The 22,283-nt window shown below is 50.2% G+C and carries 15 protein-coding genes and 1 pseudogene; 8 read left to right on the top strand and 8 right to left on the bottom strand.

The window, feature by feature from the left end; translation table 11 throughout:
- Window positions 1–163 precede the first annotated feature (163 nt).
- The gene (locus tag BGL48_RS11765; protein WP_046073377.1) at window positions 164–619 is read left to right on the top strand and encodes a methylglyoxal synthase; all 456 of its coding nucleotides are present in this window, start codon (window positions 164–166) and stop codon (window positions 617–619) included.
- 228 nt (window positions 620–847) lie between these two features.
- On the opposite strand, the gene BGL48_RS11760 is transcribed toward BGL48_RS11765, so the two are convergent.
- Window positions 848–2,074, bottom strand: a complete 1,227-nt coding sequence (locus BGL48_RS11760; RefSeq protein ID WP_218089812.1) for a CynX/NimT family MFS transporter — start codon at window positions 2,072–2,074, stop codon at window positions 848–850.
- Window positions 2,075–2,099: 25 nt separating this feature from the next.
- On the opposite strand from BGL48_RS11760, the gene BGL48_RS11755 reads away from it, so the two are divergent.
- Window positions 2,100–2,615, top strand: coding sequence for a MarR family winged helix-turn-helix transcriptional regulator (locus tag BGL48_RS11755; protein WP_069362818.1), 516 nt, complete (start codon window positions 2,100–2,102; stop codon window positions 2,613–2,615).
- Here the strand turns inward: BGL48_RS11755 and BGL48_RS16280 are convergent.
- Window positions 2,610–2,753, bottom strand: a complete 144-nt coding sequence (locus tag BGL48_RS16280) for a hypothetical protein (protein ID WP_176719667.1) — start codon at window positions 2,751–2,753, stop codon at window positions 2,610–2,612. The two genes, BGL48_RS11755 and BGL48_RS16280, sit on opposite strands and share 6 nt — an antisense overlap.
- Window positions 2,754–2,845: 92 nt before the next feature.
- Here BGL48_RS16280 and BGL48_RS16515 point away from each other — a divergent pair.
- A pseudogene (locus tag BGL48_RS16515) lies at window positions 2,846–3,418 on the top strand (ISAs1 family transposase); the annotation flags it as partial.
- Window positions 3,419–3,531: 113 nt separating this feature from the next.
- Here the strand turns inward: BGL48_RS16515 and helD are convergent.
- On the bottom strand, window positions 3,532–5,607 hold the full coding sequence (gene helD, locus BGL48_RS11745; RefSeq protein ID WP_069362816.1) for a DNA helicase IV: 2,076 nt from the start codon (window positions 5,605–5,607) through the stop codon (window positions 3,532–3,534).
- A 244-nt stretch (window positions 5,608–5,851) separates the two neighbouring features.
- Between helD and yccS the strand changes: the two genes are divergently transcribed.
- Both yccS and BGL48_RS11735 read left to right on the top strand, forming a co-directional pair.
- Window positions 5,852–8,110: a YccS family putative transporter gene (yccS, locus tag BGL48_RS11740; RefSeq protein ID WP_069362815.1), complete on the top strand. Its 2,259-nt coding sequence runs from the start codon at window positions 5,852–5,854 to the stop codon at window positions 8,108–8,110.
- A 244-nt stretch (window positions 8,111–8,354) separates the two neighbouring features.
- A complete protein-coding gene (locus BGL48_RS11735; RefSeq protein ID WP_069362814.1) occupies window positions 8,355–9,524 on the top strand; it encodes a Card1-like endonuclease domain-containing protein in 1,170 nt (389 codons plus the stop codon).
- A 104-nt stretch (window positions 9,525–9,628) separates the two neighbouring features.
- On the opposite strand, the gene udp is transcribed toward BGL48_RS11735, so the two are convergent.
- From udp to BGL48_RS11710, 5 genes are all read right to left on the bottom strand, one after another.
- On the bottom strand, window positions 9,629–10,390 hold the full coding sequence (udp, locus tag BGL48_RS11730; protein WP_069362813.1) for a uridine phosphorylase: 762 nt from the start codon (window positions 10,388–10,390) through the stop codon (window positions 9,629–9,631).
- Between the two features lie 227 nt (window positions 10,391–10,617).
- Entirely contained in the window at window positions 10,618–12,924 is a 2,307-nt protein-coding gene (locus BGL48_RS11725) for a zinc/cadmium/mercury/lead-transporting ATPase (protein ID WP_083238587.1), read from the bottom strand.
- A 165-nt stretch (window positions 12,925–13,089) separates the two neighbouring features.
- Entirely contained in the window at window positions 13,090–14,316 is a 1,227-nt protein-coding gene (gltS, locus tag BGL48_RS11720; protein WP_069362811.1) for a sodium/glutamate symporter, read from the bottom strand.
- A gap of 480 nt (window positions 14,317–14,796) precedes the next feature.
- Window positions 14,797–15,213 (bottom strand): CBS domain-containing protein, encoded by a 417-nt coding sequence (locus BGL48_RS11715; RefSeq protein WP_046073384.1) that lies wholly within the window; start codon window positions 15,211–15,213, stop codon window positions 14,797–14,799.
- A gap of 138 nt (window positions 15,214–15,351) precedes the next feature.
- Window positions 15,352–16,146, bottom strand: a complete 795-nt coding sequence (locus tag BGL48_RS11710) for a DUF2927 domain-containing protein (protein WP_176719666.1) — start codon at window positions 16,144–16,146, stop codon at window positions 15,352–15,354.
- A 249-nt stretch (window positions 16,147–16,395) separates the two neighbouring features.
- On the opposite strand from BGL48_RS11710, the gene BGL48_RS11705 reads away from it, so the two are divergent.
- The 3 genes from BGL48_RS11705 to BGL48_RS11695 all read left to right on the top strand — a co-directional run.
- Window positions 16,396–18,402, top strand: a complete 2,007-nt coding sequence (locus BGL48_RS11705) for a M4 family metallopeptidase (RefSeq protein ID WP_069362810.1) — start codon at window positions 16,396–16,398, stop codon at window positions 18,400–18,402.
- 192 nt (window positions 18,403–18,594) lie between these two features.
- Window positions 18,595–20,397: a Na/Pi cotransporter family protein gene (locus BGL48_RS11700; protein ID WP_069362809.1), complete on the top strand. Its 1,803-nt coding sequence runs from the start codon at window positions 18,595–18,597 to the stop codon at window positions 20,395–20,397.
- Between the two features lie 121 nt (window positions 20,398–20,518).
- On the top strand, window positions 20,519–22,283 hold a 1,765-nt coding region (locus tag BGL48_RS11695), incomplete at its 3' end, for a collagenase (RefSeq protein WP_069362808.1).

Genomic DNA, 22,283 nt, shown 5'->3' with positions numbered 1-22,283 from the left:
TGTGCTTGGCTATTTTTTTATTGATAATGTGATAATTCTGACAAGTGACCGTCGGAGTTTGTCAGTTAGGCGCTATATTTCATCGCCGGATTGATTTAGTCTTCGGTAAATGCTGCGGTGGGCAGTTTGATAACAACCACCTTGTTAACGAGGGATAATGGGTATGAAGCAAACGTCTCGGACCATGCTTGCGCGTAAACACGTCGCGTTAGTGGCGCACGATCACTACAAAAACGCCTTGAGCGAGTGGGTACAAGAAAATAAAGAGATACTGAGTCAGCATGAGCTGTATGCCACCGGCACCACCGGGCATATTCTTGCGCGAGAAACCGGATTAAAAATCACCCCGTTAATCAGTGGCCCCATGGGCGGTGACCAGCAACTCGGGGCGATGATTTCTGAACAAAAAATTGATGCGATGATTTTCTTTTGGGATCCGCTCAATGCCGTGCCACACGACCCGGATGTCAAAGCGCTACTCCGCGTAAGCACGGTTTGGAATATTCCCGTTGCCACCAATCGCTCAACCGCACGCTTTCTGATCACGTCGCCGCTATTTGGCCAAGAGGTGGATGTTCAAATCCCTGATTACCAAGCGTACTTAGACGAGCGTTTATGAGTACAACTTATCACAGCAACTGATAGATCATTAGGAGCAAAGGTGTTTCTCCTTTGCTCCATTTTAAATGCATTAGTTACTATTTAAACCAACTACTCGAGAGCCCAACTTTTCTTTGTATAGATTTTCGTACACCATACCACTACACATGAATATTCGTAATTGTAATCCATAAGAAAAGCCAAAGATCAGCAACCAAAAATGCGAGCCATTCCAAACCATCTTTAATTAAGAGGCTTTTTGAAGGCTCCAGTCATCAGTGGAAAGTGAATACTTGGGCGACAGGAAGGGTACCATCATAAGCTGAACTACCATTGCTACGAGCATAACCACCCAAGCCATAGATAGATCATTAAAATAATCGTTTATCACACCTGCAGCGAAAGGCATAATACTAGCCACCACATATCCACCGCCTTGTACAAACCCCATAAGAGATCCAGCCTGACTAGCCGCTTGAAGATGGTCTACAATAATGATGAGCGACATTGGGAATAATCCTCCAATACCAAAACCAAGCAGAAGCAATGCAGGGATGAACAATGACTCTGGAGAAACCACCAGGCACATAAGTCCTAAAATAATGACTCCGAGAATCGAATAAAGGATCGGGCGCCGGTCTGAAAAACGATCTACGACAGAAGAGAGACTTACAGCTGCGATCACTTGGCAAAGAGTTACTCCTCCCAAGAGTAAACCACTTGCTGTCCCAGACCAGCCTAGCTGAACATAAAAAGGCGGCAACCATGCTAAAACCAAGGTGTATGCCGATGTTCCAACACCAAAGAAGAGCAGGAGAAACCAAGCACGCTTTGATGTTAAAGGTAATTGAGCATTCTCCTGCCCACCAGCTCCAGCACTATCAGCACTAATCTTTTTCCAGGAAAGCAATGCAATAATTGCAAGAATACCCCAGAGAGAGAGTGATAGTGGCCAGCTACTCAGATTGGAAACAGGAGCAGTCAAAGATGAGGACAACATCGCACCGCCCATGATCCCTACAGTATACAAGGCCATCAACTGGCCGACCTTATCACCATAATCTCGCTTAATCATACCCGGTAAAACAGCTTGTATAACAGCAATGCCGGTACCCCCCAATACGGCTGTAGCAATCAATGCCATTTCACCATGAAAGTAAAACCTACTTAGGGTGGCGGCACACAGCGCAATCAAGCTCCATAGTACGGTTTTCTCAACGCCAAACTTCCTTTGCAACACCCCGCCGAAAAAAGCAAAAACCCCCATAGCAAGGACGGGAAAGGTTGTCAACAGACCAGCTGACGTATCGCCTACACCGGTATCAGCCTGAATTAAATCGAGAACTGGTCCAACAGAAGCCATTATGGGTCGCAGGTTGAGCCCCACTAGCACCGTTGTGACAGCGAATAGCGCATAATTTCGTTCATTGACTTTTGTCATAAGCATCCCCCAACAATCGTTTAACTTAACCATTACATACTCCACACAAAGAATCTTTATGTCAAGACATAATTTTACAACCACGAGTCGTGCTGACTCGGCACGGCAGCAATGGCAGCATGAGTGTCCTGAGCTTGACGCTTCTGTCATGGCCCTATTCGGTCGCTTGATCGAAGCCAATGAAATGCTTAGCCGGCTTCACCTGGACCTATTGGATCTACGTCGTGGGGAATTTGATGTCCTTGCAACGTTACGGCGCTCCGGAGAACCCTACGCTTTGTCTCCAACCGAGCTTTACAGATCTATGATGGTCTCATCTGGTGGTATGACCAATAGACTTGATAGGTTAGAAAAAGCAGGCCTTGTTCAGCGGCGACGGAACCGCGAAGATAGAAGGGCAATCATTGTCGAACTAACTGAAATGGGAATAAAAAAGATTGACCACATCCTCCAAGATCACGTCAGAGGCCAAGAGAAGATTCTAGAGTTATTAGACAATAAAGAGCGCGAGTCTCTTGATAATCTATTGGCCGGCCTGATCAACTCAATGTCGCATCAAGAAGAGCCATTATAAATTATCGGTCGTGACTCCAACCTGTTGGTTAATGGTAATACTCTCGCTCAATAAAGGTGCCGATAACCCAGGGCGAAATCGCGAACGTTTTTCGACCAAAAAAGGATCGGTTTGACGCTCACCTTTGGCTGTGATCATATAGGCCGATTCTAAAATAGTTAGGGATAGATACCGTGGACATCGATACATTTGAAGACTACTTCAGTGCCGTTGATGATAACCGCCAGAGTGCCAAGACAATTGTTGAGCAGGGTGGCGATTACTTATTAGCGGTGAAACAAAATCAAGGCAAGTTAGCGAATGCGATCACCGCAGCATTCAGTGAGCAGCACCGAACCTTCAATGACGATGCTGTGTTTGAACATAGCCACGGTCGTATTGAATCACGTCAGTGCTATGTGCTTGATAAATAATGTTTATCAGGCGACTTTACCCGCTGGCCATCACTACAAAGCCTTGTCACGGTTGAATCTTTGCGTGTTGAAAAAAGGCGTCCGATGTCGCTGGAGTATCGTTACTATATTGGCTCAAAATCACTGACTGCCGATGAGGCAAGCCGTGCTATCCGCTCGCATTGAATCCATGCACTGGGTATTGGATGTCAACATGGTGAAGACGCCTGCCTAATTTATAAAGACAATGGCGCAGAGAATGTTGCCTGTCTGCGACACATGGCCTCAAACATGGTGCGGGCTGAGCCGACCAAGATCAGCGTGGTATCAAAACAGAAGCGTTGTCTCATGAATCCCAGCTTCTTTGAGAAGGTCTTAGCTGCAGGCATACCAGCGGTGGTTGAAAAATAAACACTCATGCGCTCGCCCTAGGATCCTTCCTATCAGAAAACCTGCTTCATATACTAAATGGGTCGAAGAATAAAAGCCGAGATATAAGTACGATTGTTCGTAATGAGTAGTAGTTAAAGGTACCCTTTCAATTCCTCCACAAACGGTGAGGCATGGCCTTTTTGGTGTACCAGCCAAACTTGTTTTTGCGCGCGCGTTAGGGCGACATAAAACAGTCGCCGTTCTTCCGCGTGTTCAATTGGCTCTTCATTTTTCCCTAATAAGGCCTCATCGAGTGAAAGCGAGCGAGGCTTGGCGGGAAATACGCCTTCATCCATGCCGAGGATAAATACATAGTGGGCTTCTTGCCCCTTGCTGGCGTGTGCGGTGGTATAGCGAAGCGCCAATGACGGATAAGCATTCTGCCAGTTTTCTAGCGCGTCAGGACAAATGGCATGCGTGCGACCTATCAGCATCACACTCACTGCTTTCTCGGCTTTAGCGTGCTTTTTGGCAAGGCTTACCAGTGTCTTTTCTATCTTATCGTCCGTGATCACCTTGATCGTTTTGGGCGTTTTCGCCGATGCCTTATCGCGCGCATAATCCAATTGTTTGCTCAGCTGCTTGGGGTTTTGTTCGATGAACTGCTGCGCCACATCCCCCAAGGTAGACGGATAGCGATAGCAGGTGGTCAGCCAGCAAATTTCACTGTCGCCGAAACGCTGCGCAAACTCTGTGGTTAAGCTGACATCGGCACCGGCAAAGCGATAAATGGCTTGCCAATCATCCCCCACCGCATACAAGGAAGCGCGTGGTACTTGCGATTCACTGTCCGCTTTACCGTGACACAGTGCCTCGAGCATCGCCAATCGTGCTGGGGAAATGTCTTGGTATTCATCGACCATCACAAATTGAATGGGCGTGACGAATTTTCGCTGCTGAAACAGCTTAGTGGCTTGGGTAATTAAGCTGTCAAAATCAACGGCGTTCTCCGCTTTTAGTGCTTGTTTGTAGGCTTGGTATAACGGCCAAATCACCGCCAGTTCATCTTTTAAGGCGGCCTGCGCCTCAAAGCTTGCCAGTTTATCGGTTAGCGCACGCTTGGTAGTGTTGGCTTGGATCACCCGTGAAAGACGCGACCGAACCCAGGTGTGCAACCGGCCGTCATGGGCACACGCAGTCAGTTCAGCGTTATCATCAAGCGGCAGTGTTTGCTGCTGATGTAATTTGTCCCAGCGTTTGCGGGTAGTGGGCTGTTGCCACTGTTCGGCGAGTGTTTGGGTCAGCCACGCCGCTTTGGCCGTCTCATCACTGGCGAGCGGCGAAATAACCGGGGCCTGTCCTTGGTGCTCGGCGAGTTGCTGACGGGCAAAGCCATGAAAAGTGGTGACATTCACCTCATGGCCCGTTTTGGTCTTTATCCGCGTTTTAAGCTCTGTCGCAGCATCACGACCAAAGGCCAGCAACAAAAGCTGCTCAGGCTTGGCTTGACCACTTTCAATTAAATACGCGGCGCGTGCCACCAATACGCTGGTTTTGCCGCTGCCAGGGCCCGCCACCACCAGGGTATGGGATTCATCGGTAAGCACGGCCTCGCGCTGCCCGGCATTCAATGGCGACGATTCAATGGTATCAAACCAGGTTTGCCACTGGTTAAGCATCGCCGCTTGCCACTGTTGATTGCGGGCTTTCAGCCAGCTTGAGTCGGCCTGCAGCACAGGCGATAGTGTGGTAGCAAGGCTTTCGTCCAAATTGGCCAAGAACGAGGCAGGGATCCCCTCGCCTTCCAGCTTATTCAATACCGTTTGTTGGGCGCTGCGTAATTGGGCGACACGCGCATAACCTGGCGCATTCACCAGTGCATCAAACTCGGCCAACAAACTAGGCTGAATCATCGCTAGCCGTTTTTGATAACGGGCGATATAGGCTTGATAGTGGCGGTAAATCGTTTGTCCCGCTTGTTGGGCGTGATCCCATGGCAAGCCAAAGACCTCGAATGGCAGTGGTTCGCCTTCGTCAGTATAACCGGTTAACGAAATCGTCCCCCACAGCAACCCACGCGATACCGTTAGCTGTCCATCCCATGCCGAGAAAGGAATGTATTGTCGATGATGACGAGATTCGAGCAGTAAGCCATCATCTTCAAGCTGCAAGCTATAATGATCGCCGTAAACAAGCCATTGTGCCCAGCGATTGGCTGTAAGTTTCATATCTCAACGTTATTCAGCGAATAGCGCACGCGTCGTGCCCTAAAAAGATGCTTGGCATGCTACTTCTCAATGCTCGATAAATCAATTTACTAGCGCGATGCCACTGCCTACGCAGTGCGCTGACAACACGAAATTGACCTGCCGCAACCCTTTTCTTATTCCCCGAGAAAATCCCTCATTGAGGCTTAGTTTCTGGTTCCATTTCTGCTATCTTGCCAACATTGTTGGCCGATCACCCTTACTTATGCCTTTTTCTCTGCCACGTTTACCTTTCCTGCCGCTCGCCGTGCGTGAGTATTGGGCGAACCATCGTATTAATGACAGTATTCGCGTCCTTATTGCCCTGATGGGTGTGGCGTTGTACGCGGGATACGCCGGACGCACAGATATTGTGACGCCACTGGTGCTCGGTGTAATTGCCTCGGCATTGGCGGAAGTGGATGATCATTTTTGGGGGCGGTTGCGTGCGCTCGGTGTCACCCTTGTTTGCTTTACCGTCGCGGCCTTCTCGGTCGAGCTACTGTACGACACCCCTTGGCTATTCGCGATTGGCCTGACGACCTCCAGCTTTGGCTTTATCATGCTGGGCGCGATCGGTGAGCGCTATGGCACCATCGCCTTTGCCTCGTTACTTTTGGCGGTTTACACCATGCTGGGGATGGAGCAAGGCAGTGATATGTGGTTACAGCCGATGATGCTGTTATCTGGGGCGCTCTGGTATGGGCTGTTGTCGCTGGCTTGGATCATGATATGGCCTCACCGCCCGGTTCAGCACCGATTGGCTGCGGTGTTTCGTCAAACCGCCACTTATATGGAAACCAAATCCAGTTTGTTCCATCCGGTCGCCGAGTTGGTTCCGCAACCGACGCGTATTGCCGCCGCCAACCAAAATGCGCAAGTGGTGGCCGCGCTCAATCAAGCGAAAGCGTCATTACTGGCCCGTGCTCGACGCGGTCGACTCACACAGCGACATCAAACCTTGCTACAAACCTATTTCATTGCCCAAGATATTCACGAACGTGTGAGTTCATCCCATTATCGTTACCAGGATCTGGCGGCGCATTTTTTTCATTCCGATATCCTCTTTCGCTTTGAAGCCTTATTAAACGCGCAAGCGCAAGCCTGCCGGGATGTTGCGCAAGCGATGTCGATCGGTACACACTACCATCACCCGAAAACAGGCCACCAAGCCCTCATGGCAATCAAACAGTCGATGGCCTATTTGTCGGCACAAGAGGAGCAAGACAGCACTCGCCTCGCGCTGCTGCAACAACTCGATTTTCTTTACAAAAACTTGGAGACAGTGGAACAACAACTGGCCAGCTTGAGCCACTTAGCCAGCACGGACAACCTCCAAGAAAGTGAACTGGCCGACCCGGATGCACACTCGTTAGGGGAAATGGCTTACCGCATTCGCCGGCAGCTCACGGTTAAATCACTGCGTTTCCGTCATGCGGTGCGTTTGTCCTTATCACTGCTGACCGGTTATGCACTGATCCAAGGGCTTGGGTTAGAGCACGGCTTTTGGATTTTGATGACCATTCAATTTGTGTGTCAGACCAACTACTCTGCGACGCGCAGTAAGCTTAAAGAGCGCATTTTAGGGACGGTCGCCGGTTTACTCTTGGGAGTGCCCGCACTCTACCTTTTCCCTGATCCCAGCAGTCAATTGGCGTTAATGGTGATCACTGGGGTGCTGTTTTTCGCGTTTCGTACCGTGCAATACACGCTCGCCACTTTATTTATTACCCTGCTGGTGCTGATGTGCTTTAGCCAATTTGGTCAAGGCTTCGCGGTTATTCTTCCTCGCCTTGGCGATACCGTGATTGGCTGTTTGATCGCCGTCGCCGCCGTCCGTTATGTACTGCCCGACTGGCAAGCCCACCGCTTGCGTGGGATCATGACTGAAGCGCTGCAAGCTAACCGTGACTACTTGGCTCATGTGATTGCGCAATATCGAGTGGGTAAGCGGGACAACCTTGCCTATCGGATCGCGCGTCGACATGCCCATAATGCCGATGCCGAGCTGACCACCGCGATCAGTAACATGCTGGTGGAGCCTGGACGCTATCGCACCAATATTGAAGAGACCTTCCGGTTTTTGTGCTTGAACAATGCCATGCTCAGTTACATTTCGGCCTTGGGCGCGCATCGCAGCCGGATGGATGATGAGGTTAATCATCAAAAGATGGCGCAGCTCCATCGTGAAATTCATCAATCCCTCAACACGTTGACTGAGCGCTTGGGGCAAGCATTGCCTGCAGAATTACCCGCACAAGTGCCCTCAACCGGCACCAAGACGCCCACGGGCGAGCCAGTGAGCATTGATGAGCACCACGCCAATGCCACCATCGAGTCACAGTCTCCTACTTACGTGCCTGTTGATAACGCGCCACTCAGCATGGTGCTACAACAGCTACACTTAATTCAACGCATGTTGCCTGAGCTAAATAGTTTAACCGAGACCTTGCGTCAGCAAGCACTCAAGCAAAGTCGCGCCTAGAAGGGAAGCAAAGCGGTTACACAAAGGTTAGCGCGGCACTGTCACAAAAAAGGGGCGAGTTACTTCGGGGTTAATAGAACGGGTATCACGTCAGCGCTGTGTAAAATTACACTTATTTACTCAGCGAGTGGTTGAAAGCCTGACCACGAGGCCGGATATTAATAGTTACGCCACCTGTTGAGGCTGGCAACTATACCGATAATTAAGCGGCCTTATGCCGCCTCATAGCCCGCCTGGAGCAATTATGGCTATTCATGTAGGAATCATCGACTCTGACCCCGTCCGTCTCGTTACCCCTGTTTTGCATCAGCAATTGCCTGTCAGTAAGCTGATACTCATTGGCACGCTGGAGCAAGATCTGGAATTTGAGCGTTTAACGCGTGTGCTGGCGCCCAAGGGGATTGAAACCGAGTTTTTTGAAATCTCGGATGATATCAATATCCGCGAGGTGAAAAGTCAGGTAAAACGTCTTGCCGAGCAGCTCAGTCACTCTTCTGAAGACATCCTTTTTAATGCGAGCTGTGGCCTGCGCCACCAATTACTCTCCGCCTATGAAGTATTTCGTACCTATCAGTGGCCCAGCTATGTGATTGAGCCCTATAGCGACGAGCTTTGTTGGCTGTACCCTGACGGCCTACCCCAGCAACAAGTGGAAGATCATATTAGTCTCACTGAGTATCTAACGATTTTCGGTGCGCGCTGTGAGCACCAAGATGACCAAGTCACAGGGTGTTTAACCAATGACATTTATCGGCTGGGAGAAAAGTGGGCCAGTAATGCCTATGAGCTAGGCCCTGGCCTGGCCACGTTGAACTACCTCGCAACCACCTGTCGTAAAGAGCAGCGTTTAGACGTCGCGCTCAGTGAAAAACAGCAAGGTTATCGCGAGCTTGGTATTCTACTCGACGATCTCTCGGATGCTGGCTTAGCCAGTTATAAGCAAGGGGTGCTGACATTTAGCTGTGAAGAAGCGCGACGTTTTGCCAATGGCGAGTGGTTAGAAAGCTACGTGCACCATACTGTCACCTCCATCCAACAAGAGCTTCCCACCATCCAAGACAGCGCACTTTCCTTGCAGGTTTATCGCCAAATCGGTGAGCGCGAGGTGCGCAATGAGTTAGATGTCGCCATGGTGGTGAATAACAAGCTGCATATTATTGAATGCAAAACCAAAGGCATGTCGAGTGATGGCGACGATACCCTATACAAGCTGGAGTCCTTGCGTGATTTACTCGGAGGATTGCAAGCGCGCGCGATGTTGGTGAGCTTCCGTCCATTAAGACATCACGATATTACCCGTGCCACCGATTTAGGCTTGGCTCTTATTGGCCCCGACCAACTCGCCAACCTGCGAACCCATCTTTATGACTGGTTTATCGCAGCGGGCGGTACGATTGAGGTAAGAACGAGTTAATCGCTTGTGCGAAGCAATAGGACAGGTTCGCTAAACGGTCGACAATTAAAAAACGCGGTGCCTTCGGGCTCCGCGTTTTAGTAGGAAAACGATGTCTCGCTTGTTTACAGGAGCTTACGTGCTGCCTCAACCACCACTTTAATTGAGCGCGCTTCCGTCTCTTTCAAGGTCGCGTGGTCTGGGGTCTCTTTTTGTGTACGGTTGATAATCACACCGGCCACACAACCTGCACGCAAGCCAGAGCTAGCACACATGGTCAGCAAGGTGGCTGATTCCATCTCAAAGTTCAGCACGCCCATGTCTTGCCATTCTTGCATTGAACCCTGGAAGCGACGCACTACACGGCCGCTAAAGGTATCGTAACGCTCTTGACCTGGATAGAAGGTATCACTGGATGCCGTCACGCCAGTGTGAACCGTGGCGCCATCTTCATCAACGGCGGCTTTCATGGCCGTGGCGACGTCAAAATCGGCCACCGCTGGGAATTCCATTGGCGCAAAGTGGCTGCTTGCGCCGTCAAGGCGTACAGAGCCGGTGGTAACAATCATATCGCCGACATTAATGTCCGGCTGAATCGCCCCCGTGGTGCCTACACGCAAGAAGGTGCCCACACCAAGTTGTGCCAACTCTTCAACCGCGATAGAGGTCGATGGGCCACCGATACCCGTTGAGCAAACCACCACTGACTTGCCATCGAGCCAACCAAGATACAAAGCATATTCACGCTGCGAGGCGAGAAAGGTTGGGTTTTCCATCAAGTTAGCAATTTTTTCAACGCGCGCCGGGTCGCCAGGAATAATCGCCGTGGTTGCGCCTTGAAGATCCGCTTTTGTTACGCCAAGGTGAAATACAGGGGTATCAGACATCATTCGTCTCCTCGCTGGATGCATTTATCCGCATTAGAATTAATGTGGGCCTTGCTGATGAGGCCCGAACTCGTTATTGGTTATGCATTTAGGATACCCAATTTTGCCATCTTTTGTGTGACCATCATCGACCTATTACTATATTATATATTACAGATTTCAAAATTTAGAGATCGTTATCACTTTATAAAGGCAAAAGCAGACAGCCTTTGCCCTGTTTTTCAGCACTAGTCACGAAGTAAACGTAGCGCATTCAGCGTGACCAGCGCGGTAGCACCGCTGTCAGCCAGCACCGCGACCCAAAGTCCTGTGATACCGAGTACACTGGTCACTAAAAACACCCCTTTAAGCCCTAATGCAATGGTGATGTTTTGCCGCACATTCGCTTGGGTCGCGCGCGCCAGTTGCAGGACTCTGGGTAACTCGACCAGCCGGTTATGACTCAATGCCGCCTCGGCCGTTTCTAACGCCACATCGGTACCACTTCCCATTGCCACCCCGACGTGCGATGCTTTCATGGCCGGTGCATCATTGATGCCATCGCCAACCATTGCGATGCGGTATTGCTCCGCCAGCGTTTCTACCGCCTCAACCTTATTCTCCGGCAATAGGCCCGCGCGGTAATCAATATCCAGTTCGCGGGCAATTTCAGCGGCGGAGGTCGGGTTATCACCCGTCAGCATCACAGGCTGAATACCCATCGCACGCAATTGCTCGATGGCTTCTCGCGCATCCTGTCGCAGTGTATCTCGCCAGCCGATTATCCCTTGTGGTTGCTCGTCAATGAGCACAACCGCGACAGTCACCCCGCGCTCGGCCACCGATTTGGCCTCTTGATATTGCGCATGATTTAACGTCGACTCACCCACCTTGTCTAACGCAACCAACCTGACGGCTTGTCCCTCAACCATGCCTTGCACGCCGCGACCGGCATTCGCCTGGATATGCGAGGCATCCGGCACCGAGATGCCACGCTCGGCGCTATACAGGACCAAGGATTTTGCCAATGGATGATGGCTACCACGCTCGATGGCGGTCGCCGCTTGAAGCAGAGCGCTCTCATCACTGTGCCACGCGCGCACATCGGTCACCATGGGTTTACCTTCGGTCAAGGTACCTGTCTTATCCAATGAGACGGCATTGACGCTCGCCAGTGTTTCCAGTGCTGCCCCACCTTTGATCAAAGCGCCACGACGGGCCGCGGTGGCCAGCCCAGAGGTGATCGCCGCAGGTGTCGAAATCACGAGCGCACATGGACAGGCGATCAATAGCAGTGCTAAGCCTCGATATAACCACTCTTGCCAGCTGGCGGCAAAGAACAGGGGTGGAATCACCACAACTAGCGCGGCGAGCCCAATCATTGCAGGCGTGTACCAGCGGCTGAATTTATCGATAAACCGTTCTATCGGCGCTTTTTTCGATTCGGCCTGCTCAATAAGGCGCAAAATACGGTCAATGGCATTTTCGCCCTGTGCGGATGTCACATTTAGCTGTACCGTTTTATCGGTTGCAAGGCTGCCCGCCATCACGGTGTCACCGGCTTCGATATCGACAGGGATCGGTTCGCCTGTCAGTGCACTCTGATCAAAGCTCGCCGCAGCGTCCATTAGCTGCCCATCCGCGGGGAGTCGCTCACCGGCACTGATTTCAATCCGGTCACCTGGCTGTAGATCACTGGCCGCCACGGTCTCACGTGAACCGTCGCTATCAATTCGCGTCACAGTTTCTGGCACCAATGCCATCAGCGACTGAATGCCATCGCGGGCGCGCGTGGACGCATACCCTTCTAACCGCTCGCCAATGAGAAACAACACTAATACCATTGCCGCTTCGGTGGTCTCTCCAAGATATAACGCACCGATGGCCGCAATACTCATCAAGGTTTCTATCGAAAACGGCGATCCTTGACGCGCCAATCGACCCGCTTTAAGCACAATGGGAGCGAGGCCAACGACTGTCGCTGCAGTAAACAGCCAATCAGATAAAGAAGCGGACCAGTAATGCAGCCCCCAAGCGACCAGCATAATGCCAATTAAACCAAACAGCAGGGCGTCATCGCGCCATTTTTGCCAACCAGAAGGCACAGTGGCGGTTTGATCCAAGGTAACGAGCGGAAAACCGGCTTTTTTAGCCGCTTGCTCAATGGCAGATTGCGTCTCCGTTGGGGCATCGTGAGTCAAAGCGACTCGTAGCTTTTCAGTGGCAAACAGCACTTGTGCGCTCTCTACACCCGGCGTGGCATGAATTGCTTTTTCAAGTTTAGCGGCACAGCTTGGGCAATCCATGCCAGTAACCACCCACTCATGGGTGATGGAGGATAACTGAGGAGATGACGCCGAGGGCGAACTCTGGCAGGTATGGTGACACGAGGTTTGTCGCCTGTCGGGGTCATCATCGCCCGCACTACCCTCACCCTCTTGGTGACTGGAACAGCAGCTCGACGCTTGGCAGGTATTCGTTACCGTTTGCGTAGACGGAGACACCGTTTGGTGATGCGGTTGATGACAGTGGTGATGTCCACAATGCTTACACATAATCGACTCCTTCTTTGGTCGGTGTGTCATTAACTTGTGGTCAGTATAAGGGTTGGAGCCCACTCCAGAGTCAAGCGCTTATCAAAACAACGCTCATTGAGTTTGCCAAACGCTGCGCGACAGCAGAAAAAATGCGCTCAGCAATGATGGCTGAGCGCAATGATCCTATTGGATAATAAAAATATAGCCCTGTAAAATTAGCAGGTTGACGATATCGATAAAGAAAGCCCCCACAATCGGCACCACCATAAAGGCTTGAGGCGCGGGGCCGAAACGATTCACGATTGAGCCCATATTCATCACCGCGGTCGGGGTAGCGCCGAGGCCAAAACCACAATGTCCGCCAGCAATCACGGCCCCTGTATAATTACTCCCCATCAACTTGAACGTGACGTAGTAACTAAATAAGCCGATAACCACCGATTGAATCGCCAGAATAATTAAAAATGGGACCGCTAAATCGAGAATGTTCCATAGCTTCAACGTCATTAGCGCCATCGCTAGAAATAATGATAGAGAGACAGTCCCTACCATATCCACGGTTTCTGACTCTAGCTTTCTGAGTTTAAAAACCTCAAGCGTATTGGTGACTATTACACCCAAGAAGAGAGCATAAACAAAGTCAGGCACCATTAGCCATTCAATATTAAACCCGCTTACCCACTCAGATAAATGGCGAGCCCCCGTAATACACAGCAGTAAAATAAATAAGACTTCAATGACTTTCTTGGCGGTTACTTTATCTTCTTCATTTTCATTGTACGTGACAAGTTCGGGATATTTTTCGTGTGTTGTGGTGCCACGCCCATATTCAGACTCAAGCTGATGTTTATTAATCAAACGCTGGGCAACTGGGCTACCAATAATACCACCAATCACCAGACCGAGTGTTGCCGACGCCATTGCAATTTCCAGGGTACTTTGAATACCATACTCATCGGTCAATATCTGGGCCCAAGCCGCGCCGGTTCCGTGCCCGCCAGACAGGGTAATCGAGCCAGCGACCAGCCCCATCAATGGATCTAAACCAAGCATCGACGCAAAACTGACACCAATAGCGTTTTGTATAATGATGTACACAGAAGCGATGGCAAGAAACCAAAACACCTTTAAGCCGCCTTTTACTAATTGTTTATAATTTGCTGCCAGACCAACGGTCGCAAAAAACATCAGCATAAACGTATCTTTTAACGGCAAGCTAAATTTAAAATCAATACCGTTGTAGTGTAATATAGAAATAACACACGCAATAATTAACCCGCCCACAATCGGCTCTGGGATATTAAATTTTCTTAATGCGGGTGTTTTTGAATTAACAAAATGGCCTAAAAAAAGGACACCGATGGCAATCAGGAATGATTCTAGCGCACCAATTGAATTGAGTTGATACATATAACCTCTTTGTTTCTCTCACCTCATCCTCCCTGATTGTTTAATTTGACCTTTGTGTTACCTCATTTACATTCACATTGACGTTAATACGGGTTAGCCACACGTCACGATACTCCAGCATCCTGCTTATCGTTTTGCTGCCGCGCTTGGGCTTTTGTACGCCTCAACCTCGCGATAACTGCCCGCTACCAACGGGCGGCACAATAGCAGAAAAACGCAAAACGAACACTAATAATCGAACTATATGTTGCCCCATGGCAAGTAACTACTTAAATAAGCAGGATTAAAATTGATTGACCAGCACATAAGACTGAATGAAAAATAACCACAACTCGTTCAATATTTGTACGCGGCCAACCACAACGCGCGGAAGGACAGCCGTCAGTATGGGAGGGGAAACAAGAAAGGCGATGCCATCTTGGTGGCGATAGCAAATAAGCGCCCCTTACCCAAATAGTAAGGTGCGCGTAATGAAAAACCTCAAACTGGATGGGTCAGACATTCACCCATTTGCATACTGATCGCTCTTAAGACATCTCGACGGGTGATAATACCCACCAATTTGCCCTCGTCGACCACTGGGTACAGTTTAGGCTTGGTGGGCGCCATCATTTCCGCAAGCTTGATAATACTGTCCTCGGATTCAACCGCCAACGCGTTGCTGGTCATACAATCCGCCACGGCGTGTGAATCTTGGCAATGATAGCTGTCACGTAGCAACTGCTGCAGCATGTCTTGCTCGGAGATAAACCCGACCAACCGCTTATTGGCATCTACCACAGGCCCACCCGTTTGCTGACTACGAAGCAGTTTTTCCAGTGCACTAGAAAGCGGCATATCCGGTGAAAAGGTTACCGGGCGTTTGTTCATATAATCTTTAACAGTGATCGACTCCATGTCGCCTCCCTTGACCGTCATGACAATTTGCTGTCCTGTTCTTTAAGTGTTGTCGAAGATGGCGAAATGTCTAAATCACTTTAAACAATTTGTGTTATTGAGCAAATCAATGGAAAACGAATGGCGTTAATCGCTCGGCTACCAGCCCAGTAAACGATAAAGCTCACCGGTTTTGACACTGCGGTGTGCATTGTCAATGGTGCCGTCACTTGCCCACTGTTGAACGACTGGCTGAATGATGGTCTGTGCCGTCTGCCAATCTTGCCCGGCTTCTATTTCGTCGAGGTATAACAGCCTGAGCAATAAGCCATCTAGCCCAGTCAAAAGCTGTTGTGGCGTGCGGTCATTAAAAATCGATGGGAAAACCCGATCATCGTCATTAGGCAGCCCCATAATTTGTGTCAGCTCCTCTACCACACAGGCCACGAGTTTCCCTTTGGAGCGTGCTAAATCAACGGGAATAACAACCGCTGCATGATGAATCGCGCCATGTTGATTGATTCGAAAGTTAGCCGCACACACGGCATCATGTAATGGTGAGACATCGGCATTGTTAAACTGTTTGCGCGCATCATCTAAAAAACGTTCATGATTGGTGAACATAATCGTTAGATTGGCACGCTGCGGAGTCGGCGTTGAGATAAAGTCGATCCCGGTTAGCGTCTCAAGATGTGCAACATGATATGTGACAAGATCATCATGCAGCTGGCTCTCATTGATCGGATGCGCCACATGATAGCGGATCGGGCCATCCCACTTGCGGACGCCTTGTTCACCTTGCACATACTCGCTCTGAAATGCGATACGATAAAATGCCTCAACAATATAATCAGGCGACTGCCAAGCCTGTTGGTTTGCCATCACAGGCGTCACGGTTAGGCAAAAGCCTAATAATACTGCCCGCAGAAAAAGGCGCGAGTATAAGTGACTCACAGCATTACTCCCAATATCGAATCCCCTAGCTAGCATAGTCACGAAATTACAACGCTTAAATCATTTTTTAACACACGCTAGCGCTGTCTTTTATTTTGTGCACATAACGTAAAAATCGAACACCAGTTCCACTTTTCTAGACACTTTTTGAACCAAATCCTCATTATCACTGCTCGAAAACCCGCTTGAGACGCACACGATGGATAGTAACCAAGGATTTTTAACTCGTTGTAGTATGAAGAGGACACTATGCGTAAAACGCTACTCGCTTTAACCCTTCCATTAGCGATACCTGCTCAGGCTGCCAATGTGGTCGACGCCTCAAGCTTAGATTTGAGCGCGGCATTAAATGATGATCAACCTCGCACGATGGTGGCCTCATCGCCAGCATTAAGCTTTCGTGAAAAGTCACGCCTACAAGTGGGCAACAAAGCCTTAGTGCGCAAGCAGCAGCTACATCATGGCGTTCCCGTTTACGGTTATTCGGTGGTTGAAAATACCGCCGCACGCGGCTTTGCGCCCAGCGTTAAAGGTGACGTTGTCACTGATATCGAACAAGATATCGGTGGTACACTCCCCATGATTAATCAACAGCAGGCTATCGCGATTGCACAAGGCCAGACTCACCAAGGCAGTCAGCATTTTCACCAAGCGGATGCAAACACAGAGCTTTTGGTCTGGCTGGATAAACAACAAACAGCCCGCCTGGTCTACAAAGTCGACTACCTCGCCAGCGACGATGGTCACCCATCGCGTCCAATCAAAATTATTGATGCGAAGTCTGGCGATATCCTTGACAGCTGGGAGGGCATCGCGCACCTAGAGGCGGGTGGCCCCGGCGGTAACCAAAAGAGAGGCCGATTTAATTTCGGTCCCAATACCCAGCTAGGCAGTTTTGAGGTCAACCGCTACTGCCAAATGGATAGCCCCAACGTGGTGACATTAAACATGAATAACCGCGAATGGGGCGGAGAGGTTCATCAGTTTAATTGCCCACAAAACACCTACCGTCAAGTCAACGGTGCTTATGCGCCAATGAATGATGCGCAGTTTTTTGGTCAGAAAGTATTTGATATGTACCAAGACTGGCTCGGTATACGTCCGATTCGACAGAAACTCACCATGCGCGTCCACTACGGTCAAGGTTACGGCAATGCCTTTTGGGATGGCCGGCAAATGACCTTTGGTGACGGTAATCGCAGCATGTATCCCCTCACCACGTGGGATGTCATTGCTCACGAGGTGAGTCATGGTTTTACCGAGCAAAACTCAGGTCTTGAGTACCGTGGTATGTCCGGTGGGATGAATGAATCATTCTCGGATGTCGCCGCAGCGGCTCTGGGACAGTACGTGTTTGGTGAGTTTAACTGGAAAATGGGTGAAGACGTGATGAAACATAGCGAAGCCATGCGTTATTTCATCAACCCAAGCCAAGATGGACGCTCCATTGGTCATGTCGACCGCTATTACTCTGGCATCGACGTGCACTTTAGCTCAGGTATCTTCAACAAAGCGTTTTACCATCTCGCCACCAGCGACCAATGGAATATCAAAAAGGCCTTTAAAGCATTTGCGACAGCGAATCAGCTTTATTGGCGTCCGAATTCCAGTTTCCAACAAGGTGCGAATGGGGTTTGCGAAGCCGCTAAAGACCTTAACTACCCAGCCGGAGCAGTAAGCCAAGCCTTTGCCGAAGTGGGCATTCAACCTCAGGGCTGCCAAGGGACGGAAGGAAACCCTAAGCCAGACCCAGAGCCACAACCTGAACCAGAGATTTTGCCGCTGACGCTCGATCAGCCGGTGCAAATCCAAGGGCGTGCGGGCGCTGGTTACCAGTTCGTGGTAAAAAATGCGCCTCGCGGCACCGTTTGGCTACAAACCTATCGTGGTCACGGCGAAGTAGACTTATATGCCGCGGTAGGTCGCCCTGCAACTGTCAATGACAACGATTGCGCCTCAACCAATGTAGGCAACGAAGAGTACTGTGGCTTTAGCCAAATTCAGGGCATGGATCTGTACGTCACAGTGGTGGGGGCGCGTGACTATGCGACCAACGTATTAGCACGCCTTGACGATCGCGGGGTTGAGACCAACCGCTGTACCAATATGCCGACTTGGGGTGGATACAACTATTATCCAGCAGGCGTCACCGTTCAGTATCAAGGGCATCTATTCCAGGCCACGCAAGACAACTGGGGCATAGACCCTTTCACTAACCAATGGGTTTGGCAGTATCAAGGCAGCTGCCAAAGCTAAGTGCTCTGCGGCCGACCTTTTGTCGGCCGCTTTATTTGAGTTAACACCGTCTCACGTTACTCTAAGAGTGTGATCCCCTAGCGATTCTTCCCGTCAATGCCTCACCTAACGTCACTGCGCCACTCGCATTACAGTTTTATTGCATCTATGTTAATGATTATTGGTCATAATCTAGCAACCTAGAGGCGATAAATGCGACTAACCGCGTTGAGTCATACTTGGCAGTGGCGCTTTTTGGCCACCCTCTTATTTTTGCTGCCCTCCCTCACATGGGCAGCGAACACGGACGCGTCTTCGCTCCATACCCTCACAATGTTAATGGGGCTGCTCGGTGGCCTGGCGCTGTTTTTATACGGCATGGATAAAATGTCCAAAGCACTAAAAAACGCCGCTGGAAGCCGACTTAAAGCCTTGTTAGCCAAACTCACCACTAACCGAGTCGCCGGTGTCTTCACAGGGGCCGGGGTGACCGCAACCATTCAGTCTTCCTCTGTCACGACTGTGCTGCTCATCGGATTTATTTCTGCGGGGTTAATGTCGCTCGCGCAAGCAACAGGCGTGATCATGGGTGCCAATATCGGGACAACCATTACCGCCCAAATTGTCGCCTTTAAAATCACTCAAGCCGCCTATCTGATGGTTGCCGTCGGCTTTTTTATTCAATTTACCGCCAAGGCCGATAAAACCAAGCAATACGGTAAAATGCTATTCGGGTTGGGATTGATCTTTACGGGGATGAACGTGATGAGTGAGGCAATGTCACCGCTGCGCGATTATCAGCCGTTTATTGATACCATGGCGAAAATGCACAATCCTTTTTTTGCCATTCTACTGGCGGCCCTGTTTACCGCGCTAGTGCAGTCCTCATCTGCCACAACCGGGATTGTCATCGTCCTCGCGGGGCAAGGCTTTATCTCCCTTGAGGGCGGGATCGCATTAGCGATGGGTGCCAACGTCGGCACCTGTGTGACCGCTCTTCTCGCCGCGATTGGGAAATCGCGAGAGGCTAAACAAACCGCCAGCGTACATATTCTGTTTAACATTATCGGGGTGTTGGTATGGCTTCCATTGATCAGTGTGTTGAGTGATTGGAGCGTCGCACTGTCGCCAAGTCATCCTGACCTCACGGGGGTTGAGCGCTTAGGCGCCGAATTGCCTCGCCAAATTGCCAATGCCAACACCCTATTCAACGTCGTCAATACATTGGTCATGTTGCCGTTTGTCGGCGGGTTTGTTTGGCTCGCCAAGAAAATCATCCCCAAAAAACCTAAGCCTGTCCCAAGTGAACGCCCGAGTGTTTCACCCAAATATCTCTCTAAAGAGCTGCTGATGACACCCGATATCGCCATGGATCAAGCCCAGCTCGAAATTGGCCGCATCGGACGCCGGGTTTGCAATATGATGAATACGCTCCCCCCTCTCACTTCTCAATTAGCCTCCCAGCAAGAGCGAGATGCGGCGACTCATGCATTAGAAAAAATCGACGAGCTTGAGCATCAAGTCGATATTTTGCACGGACATGTGCTTTTTTATCTCGGTCGATTGCGTAAAGAGCCACTCACACAAGCACAGAGTGACCGACAGATCACCCTGATTAGCATTACTGATAAACTCGAGAGCATTGCTGACCTGATTGAGGACACTTTGGTTCCTATCATGGATAAATCACTGCATGCCGAGATCGATATCAGCGATGAGATGCGGGAGACCCTTGATACGATTCAAGATAAAGTCACTCACGCACTGCTAGATAGTGTGAATGCCATTCGGCGTGGCGATAATAACCGCGCGAAACAAGTACTGCACACCAAACGTGCGCTCAACGCCCTATTAGATAAAGTGTTGGCTCACCAAGCCGAGCGCTTGATCGAGCATGATGCCAACCGTCTACAGCTATTCAGCATTGAGATGGAGTGGACTGAGTCTTTGAAACGTGTGTATACAGTGACAAAACGTATCGCCAAATTACACCTGCGCGAAAAAGACTCGCAATGATACATTACTGGCAAATTTTTAAGAGAAAACGGAACCAAGCCCTAATTTTTAGGCTTATTAAGCCCATAGTGTCGGGAAAATAGTTATAACGGCTCCGCCTAAAAACATCTAGGAGCTTGAAATGTATACACTATTTCCTTCCCGACCCAAACCGCTATCGGCACTCATTGCGCTTGCCGCCTTTAGCAGCACCAGTGCATGGGCTAGCGCTCAATGTGATATTGCCGATTTGGCGGCCAACAACACGCCGATCCAAGCGATTATGGATGCGGAACGCGGTTGCTTTACTAGCTGGTATGACACCGCGTCTATTCGATATAACAATCTCTACCAAGAAGCCTTTGTGAGTAAAGTGGCACAGCGTTTATCGCAGACCATTACCCATTATCAGGGTGATGACAGCCAAGCTCGCCAAATTGCTAATTTAGCCGAGTACGTGCGCGCGGCCTACTATGTACGCTTCTACGGTGACAAAGCGAACGCTGATTTTTCTGATGCGCTAGACGATCGCCTCGCGGATACCATCAATGCATTTTTACGCTCGCCTTACGCCACGGCAAAAGGTCGCGCCCAAACTGATGCCTTGCATGGCTTAACGCTGATGGCCGATAGCATCAAGCGCTTGCCGCAAACTTTGGACCTACAAATTCAACTGCTGGAAAACCTCAACCCAGACCGCCTAGACGACCGCCGTTACGCCGATGCGCTCAACAACCTTTTCCGTGCCATGGCAGGTCACCAGTCTCGTCAAGCCTTTTACGATGTGCTCGCCGCCGATCTCTCCTTGATTGACCGCCTTTATCAGTTCGTTGTTAATCATCCTCAGCTATCCAATAGCGACCATGGGGCGTTATTGGTATCAAACACTGTCCGCGAAATGGGACGGCTATTGATGGCCCCCCAAGCCAGCGTGCGAGATCGTGTGATTAGCCATTATCGTGATCTATTACCGCGTTTCCCGCTAGGCGGCAAAAACGACGCCGTATGGGTGGGCATGGCAGAAATGGTGGATGCTTACGCCCCCGACAAGGTGACGGAATTAGGTTTGTCTGATGCCAAAGCAACACTGGAAGCCAAAGTGGTGCCTTATCGCCATCAATGTGACGGCCCGGCCATTATTCGTTCACAAAGCATGACACAAGCGCAATCGCAGCAGGCATGTGAAAGCCTGCACGATAAAGAAGTGGCCTTTCATCAAACCGTGAACTCAGGTTATCAAGCGGTCACCGACGATCTGAACGACAGCGTTGAAGTCGTGGTGTTTGATAACCCATCGGACTACAAAACCTATTCAGCCTTTTTGTTTGGTAACTCGACCGATAATGGCGGCCAATACCTAGAAGGAAATCCTGCCGATCCAGACAACCAAGCCCGTTTTATCGCTTACCGCAATGATAATGGCCAATCGCTTTCAATTTGGAACCTCGAGCACGAGTACGTTCATTATCTCGATGGGCGCTTTAATATGTATGGCGACTTTAACGACGTACTTCGCCACGGTCATACCGTATGGTGGCTAGAAGGCTTTGCTGAATACATGGCCCATGGCGATGACTATGCCGACGCCATACGCTTGGGCAAAGAAGGCGGCTATTCACTCAGTGACGTATTTGCCACCACCTATCAGCACGATGTGAACCGCGTTTATCGCTGGGGATATTTGGCGGTACGCTTCTTGTTTGAAAAGCACCCAGAAGCTGTCAATGCGTTGCTCGCAGCCGGCCGAGCTGGACACTTTGAAAAATGGTCGAACTTGGTAAAGGATTATGGTGAACAGTATGGTCCCGCATTTTCACAATGGCTGACCACGCTGGATAGTTCAGATAGCGGCGAGCCGCCTCATCCAGATCCTGATCCCGAGCCAGAGCCAGAGCCAGAGCCAGAAC

This window comes from Salinivibrio sp. SS3, assembly GCF_001722105.1.
GTDB lineage: Bacteria > Pseudomonadota > Gammaproteobacteria > Enterobacterales > Vibrionaceae > Salinivibrio > Salinivibrio kushneri.
This window is presented reverse-complemented; position numbering and strand designations above follow the sequence as displayed.

Bases quoted from the DNA above. Each gene is read 5' to 3' on its own strand.
- BGL48_RS11735 (WP_069362814.1), top strand. From the start codon at position 8,355: ATGGCTATTCATGTAGGAATCATCGACTCTGACCCCGTCCGTCTCGTT.
- BGL48_RS11700 (WP_069362809.1), top strand. From the start codon at position 18,595: ATGCGACTAACCGCGTTGAGTCATACTTGGCAGTGGCGCTTTTTGGCC.
- udp (WP_069362813.1), bottom strand. From the start codon at position 10,390: ATGTCTGATACCCCTGTATTTCACCTTGGCGTAACAAAAGCGGATCTT.
- yccS (WP_069362815.1), top strand. From the start codon at position 5,852: ATGCCTTTTTCTCTGCCACGTTTACCTTTCCTGCCGCTCGCCGTGCGT.
- BGL48_RS16280 (WP_176719667.1), bottom strand. From the start codon at position 2,753: ATGATCACAGCCAAAGGTGAGCGTCAAACCGATCCTTTTTTGGTCGAA.
- gltS (WP_069362811.1), bottom strand. From the start codon at position 14,316: ATGTATCAACTCAATTCAATTGGTGCGCTAGAATCATTCCTGATTGCC.
- BGL48_RS11705 (WP_069362810.1), top strand. From the start codon at position 16,396: ATGCGTAAAACGCTACTCGCTTTAACCCTTCCATTAGCGATACCTGCT.
- BGL48_RS11765 (WP_046073377.1), top strand. From the start codon at position 164: ATGAAGCAAACGTCTCGGACCATGCTTGCGCGTAAACACGTCGCGTTA.
- BGL48_RS11760 (WP_218089812.1), bottom strand. From the start codon at position 2,074: ATGGTTAAGTTAAACGATTGTTGGGGGATGCTTATGACAAAAGTCAAT.
- helD (WP_069362816.1), bottom strand. From the start codon at position 5,607: ATGAAACTTACAGCCAATCGCTGGGCACAATGGCTTGTTTACGGCGAT.
- BGL48_RS11755 (WP_069362818.1), top strand. From the start codon at position 2,100: ATGTCAAGACATAATTTTACAACCACGAGTCGTGCTGACTCGGCACGG.
- BGL48_RS11715 (WP_046073384.1), bottom strand. From the start codon at position 15,213: ATGGAGTCGATCACTGTTAAAGATTATATGAACAAACGCCCGGTAACC.
- BGL48_RS11725 (WP_083238587.1), bottom strand. From the start codon at position 12,924: ATGTGTAAGCATTGTGGACATCACCACTGTCATCAACCGCATCACCAA.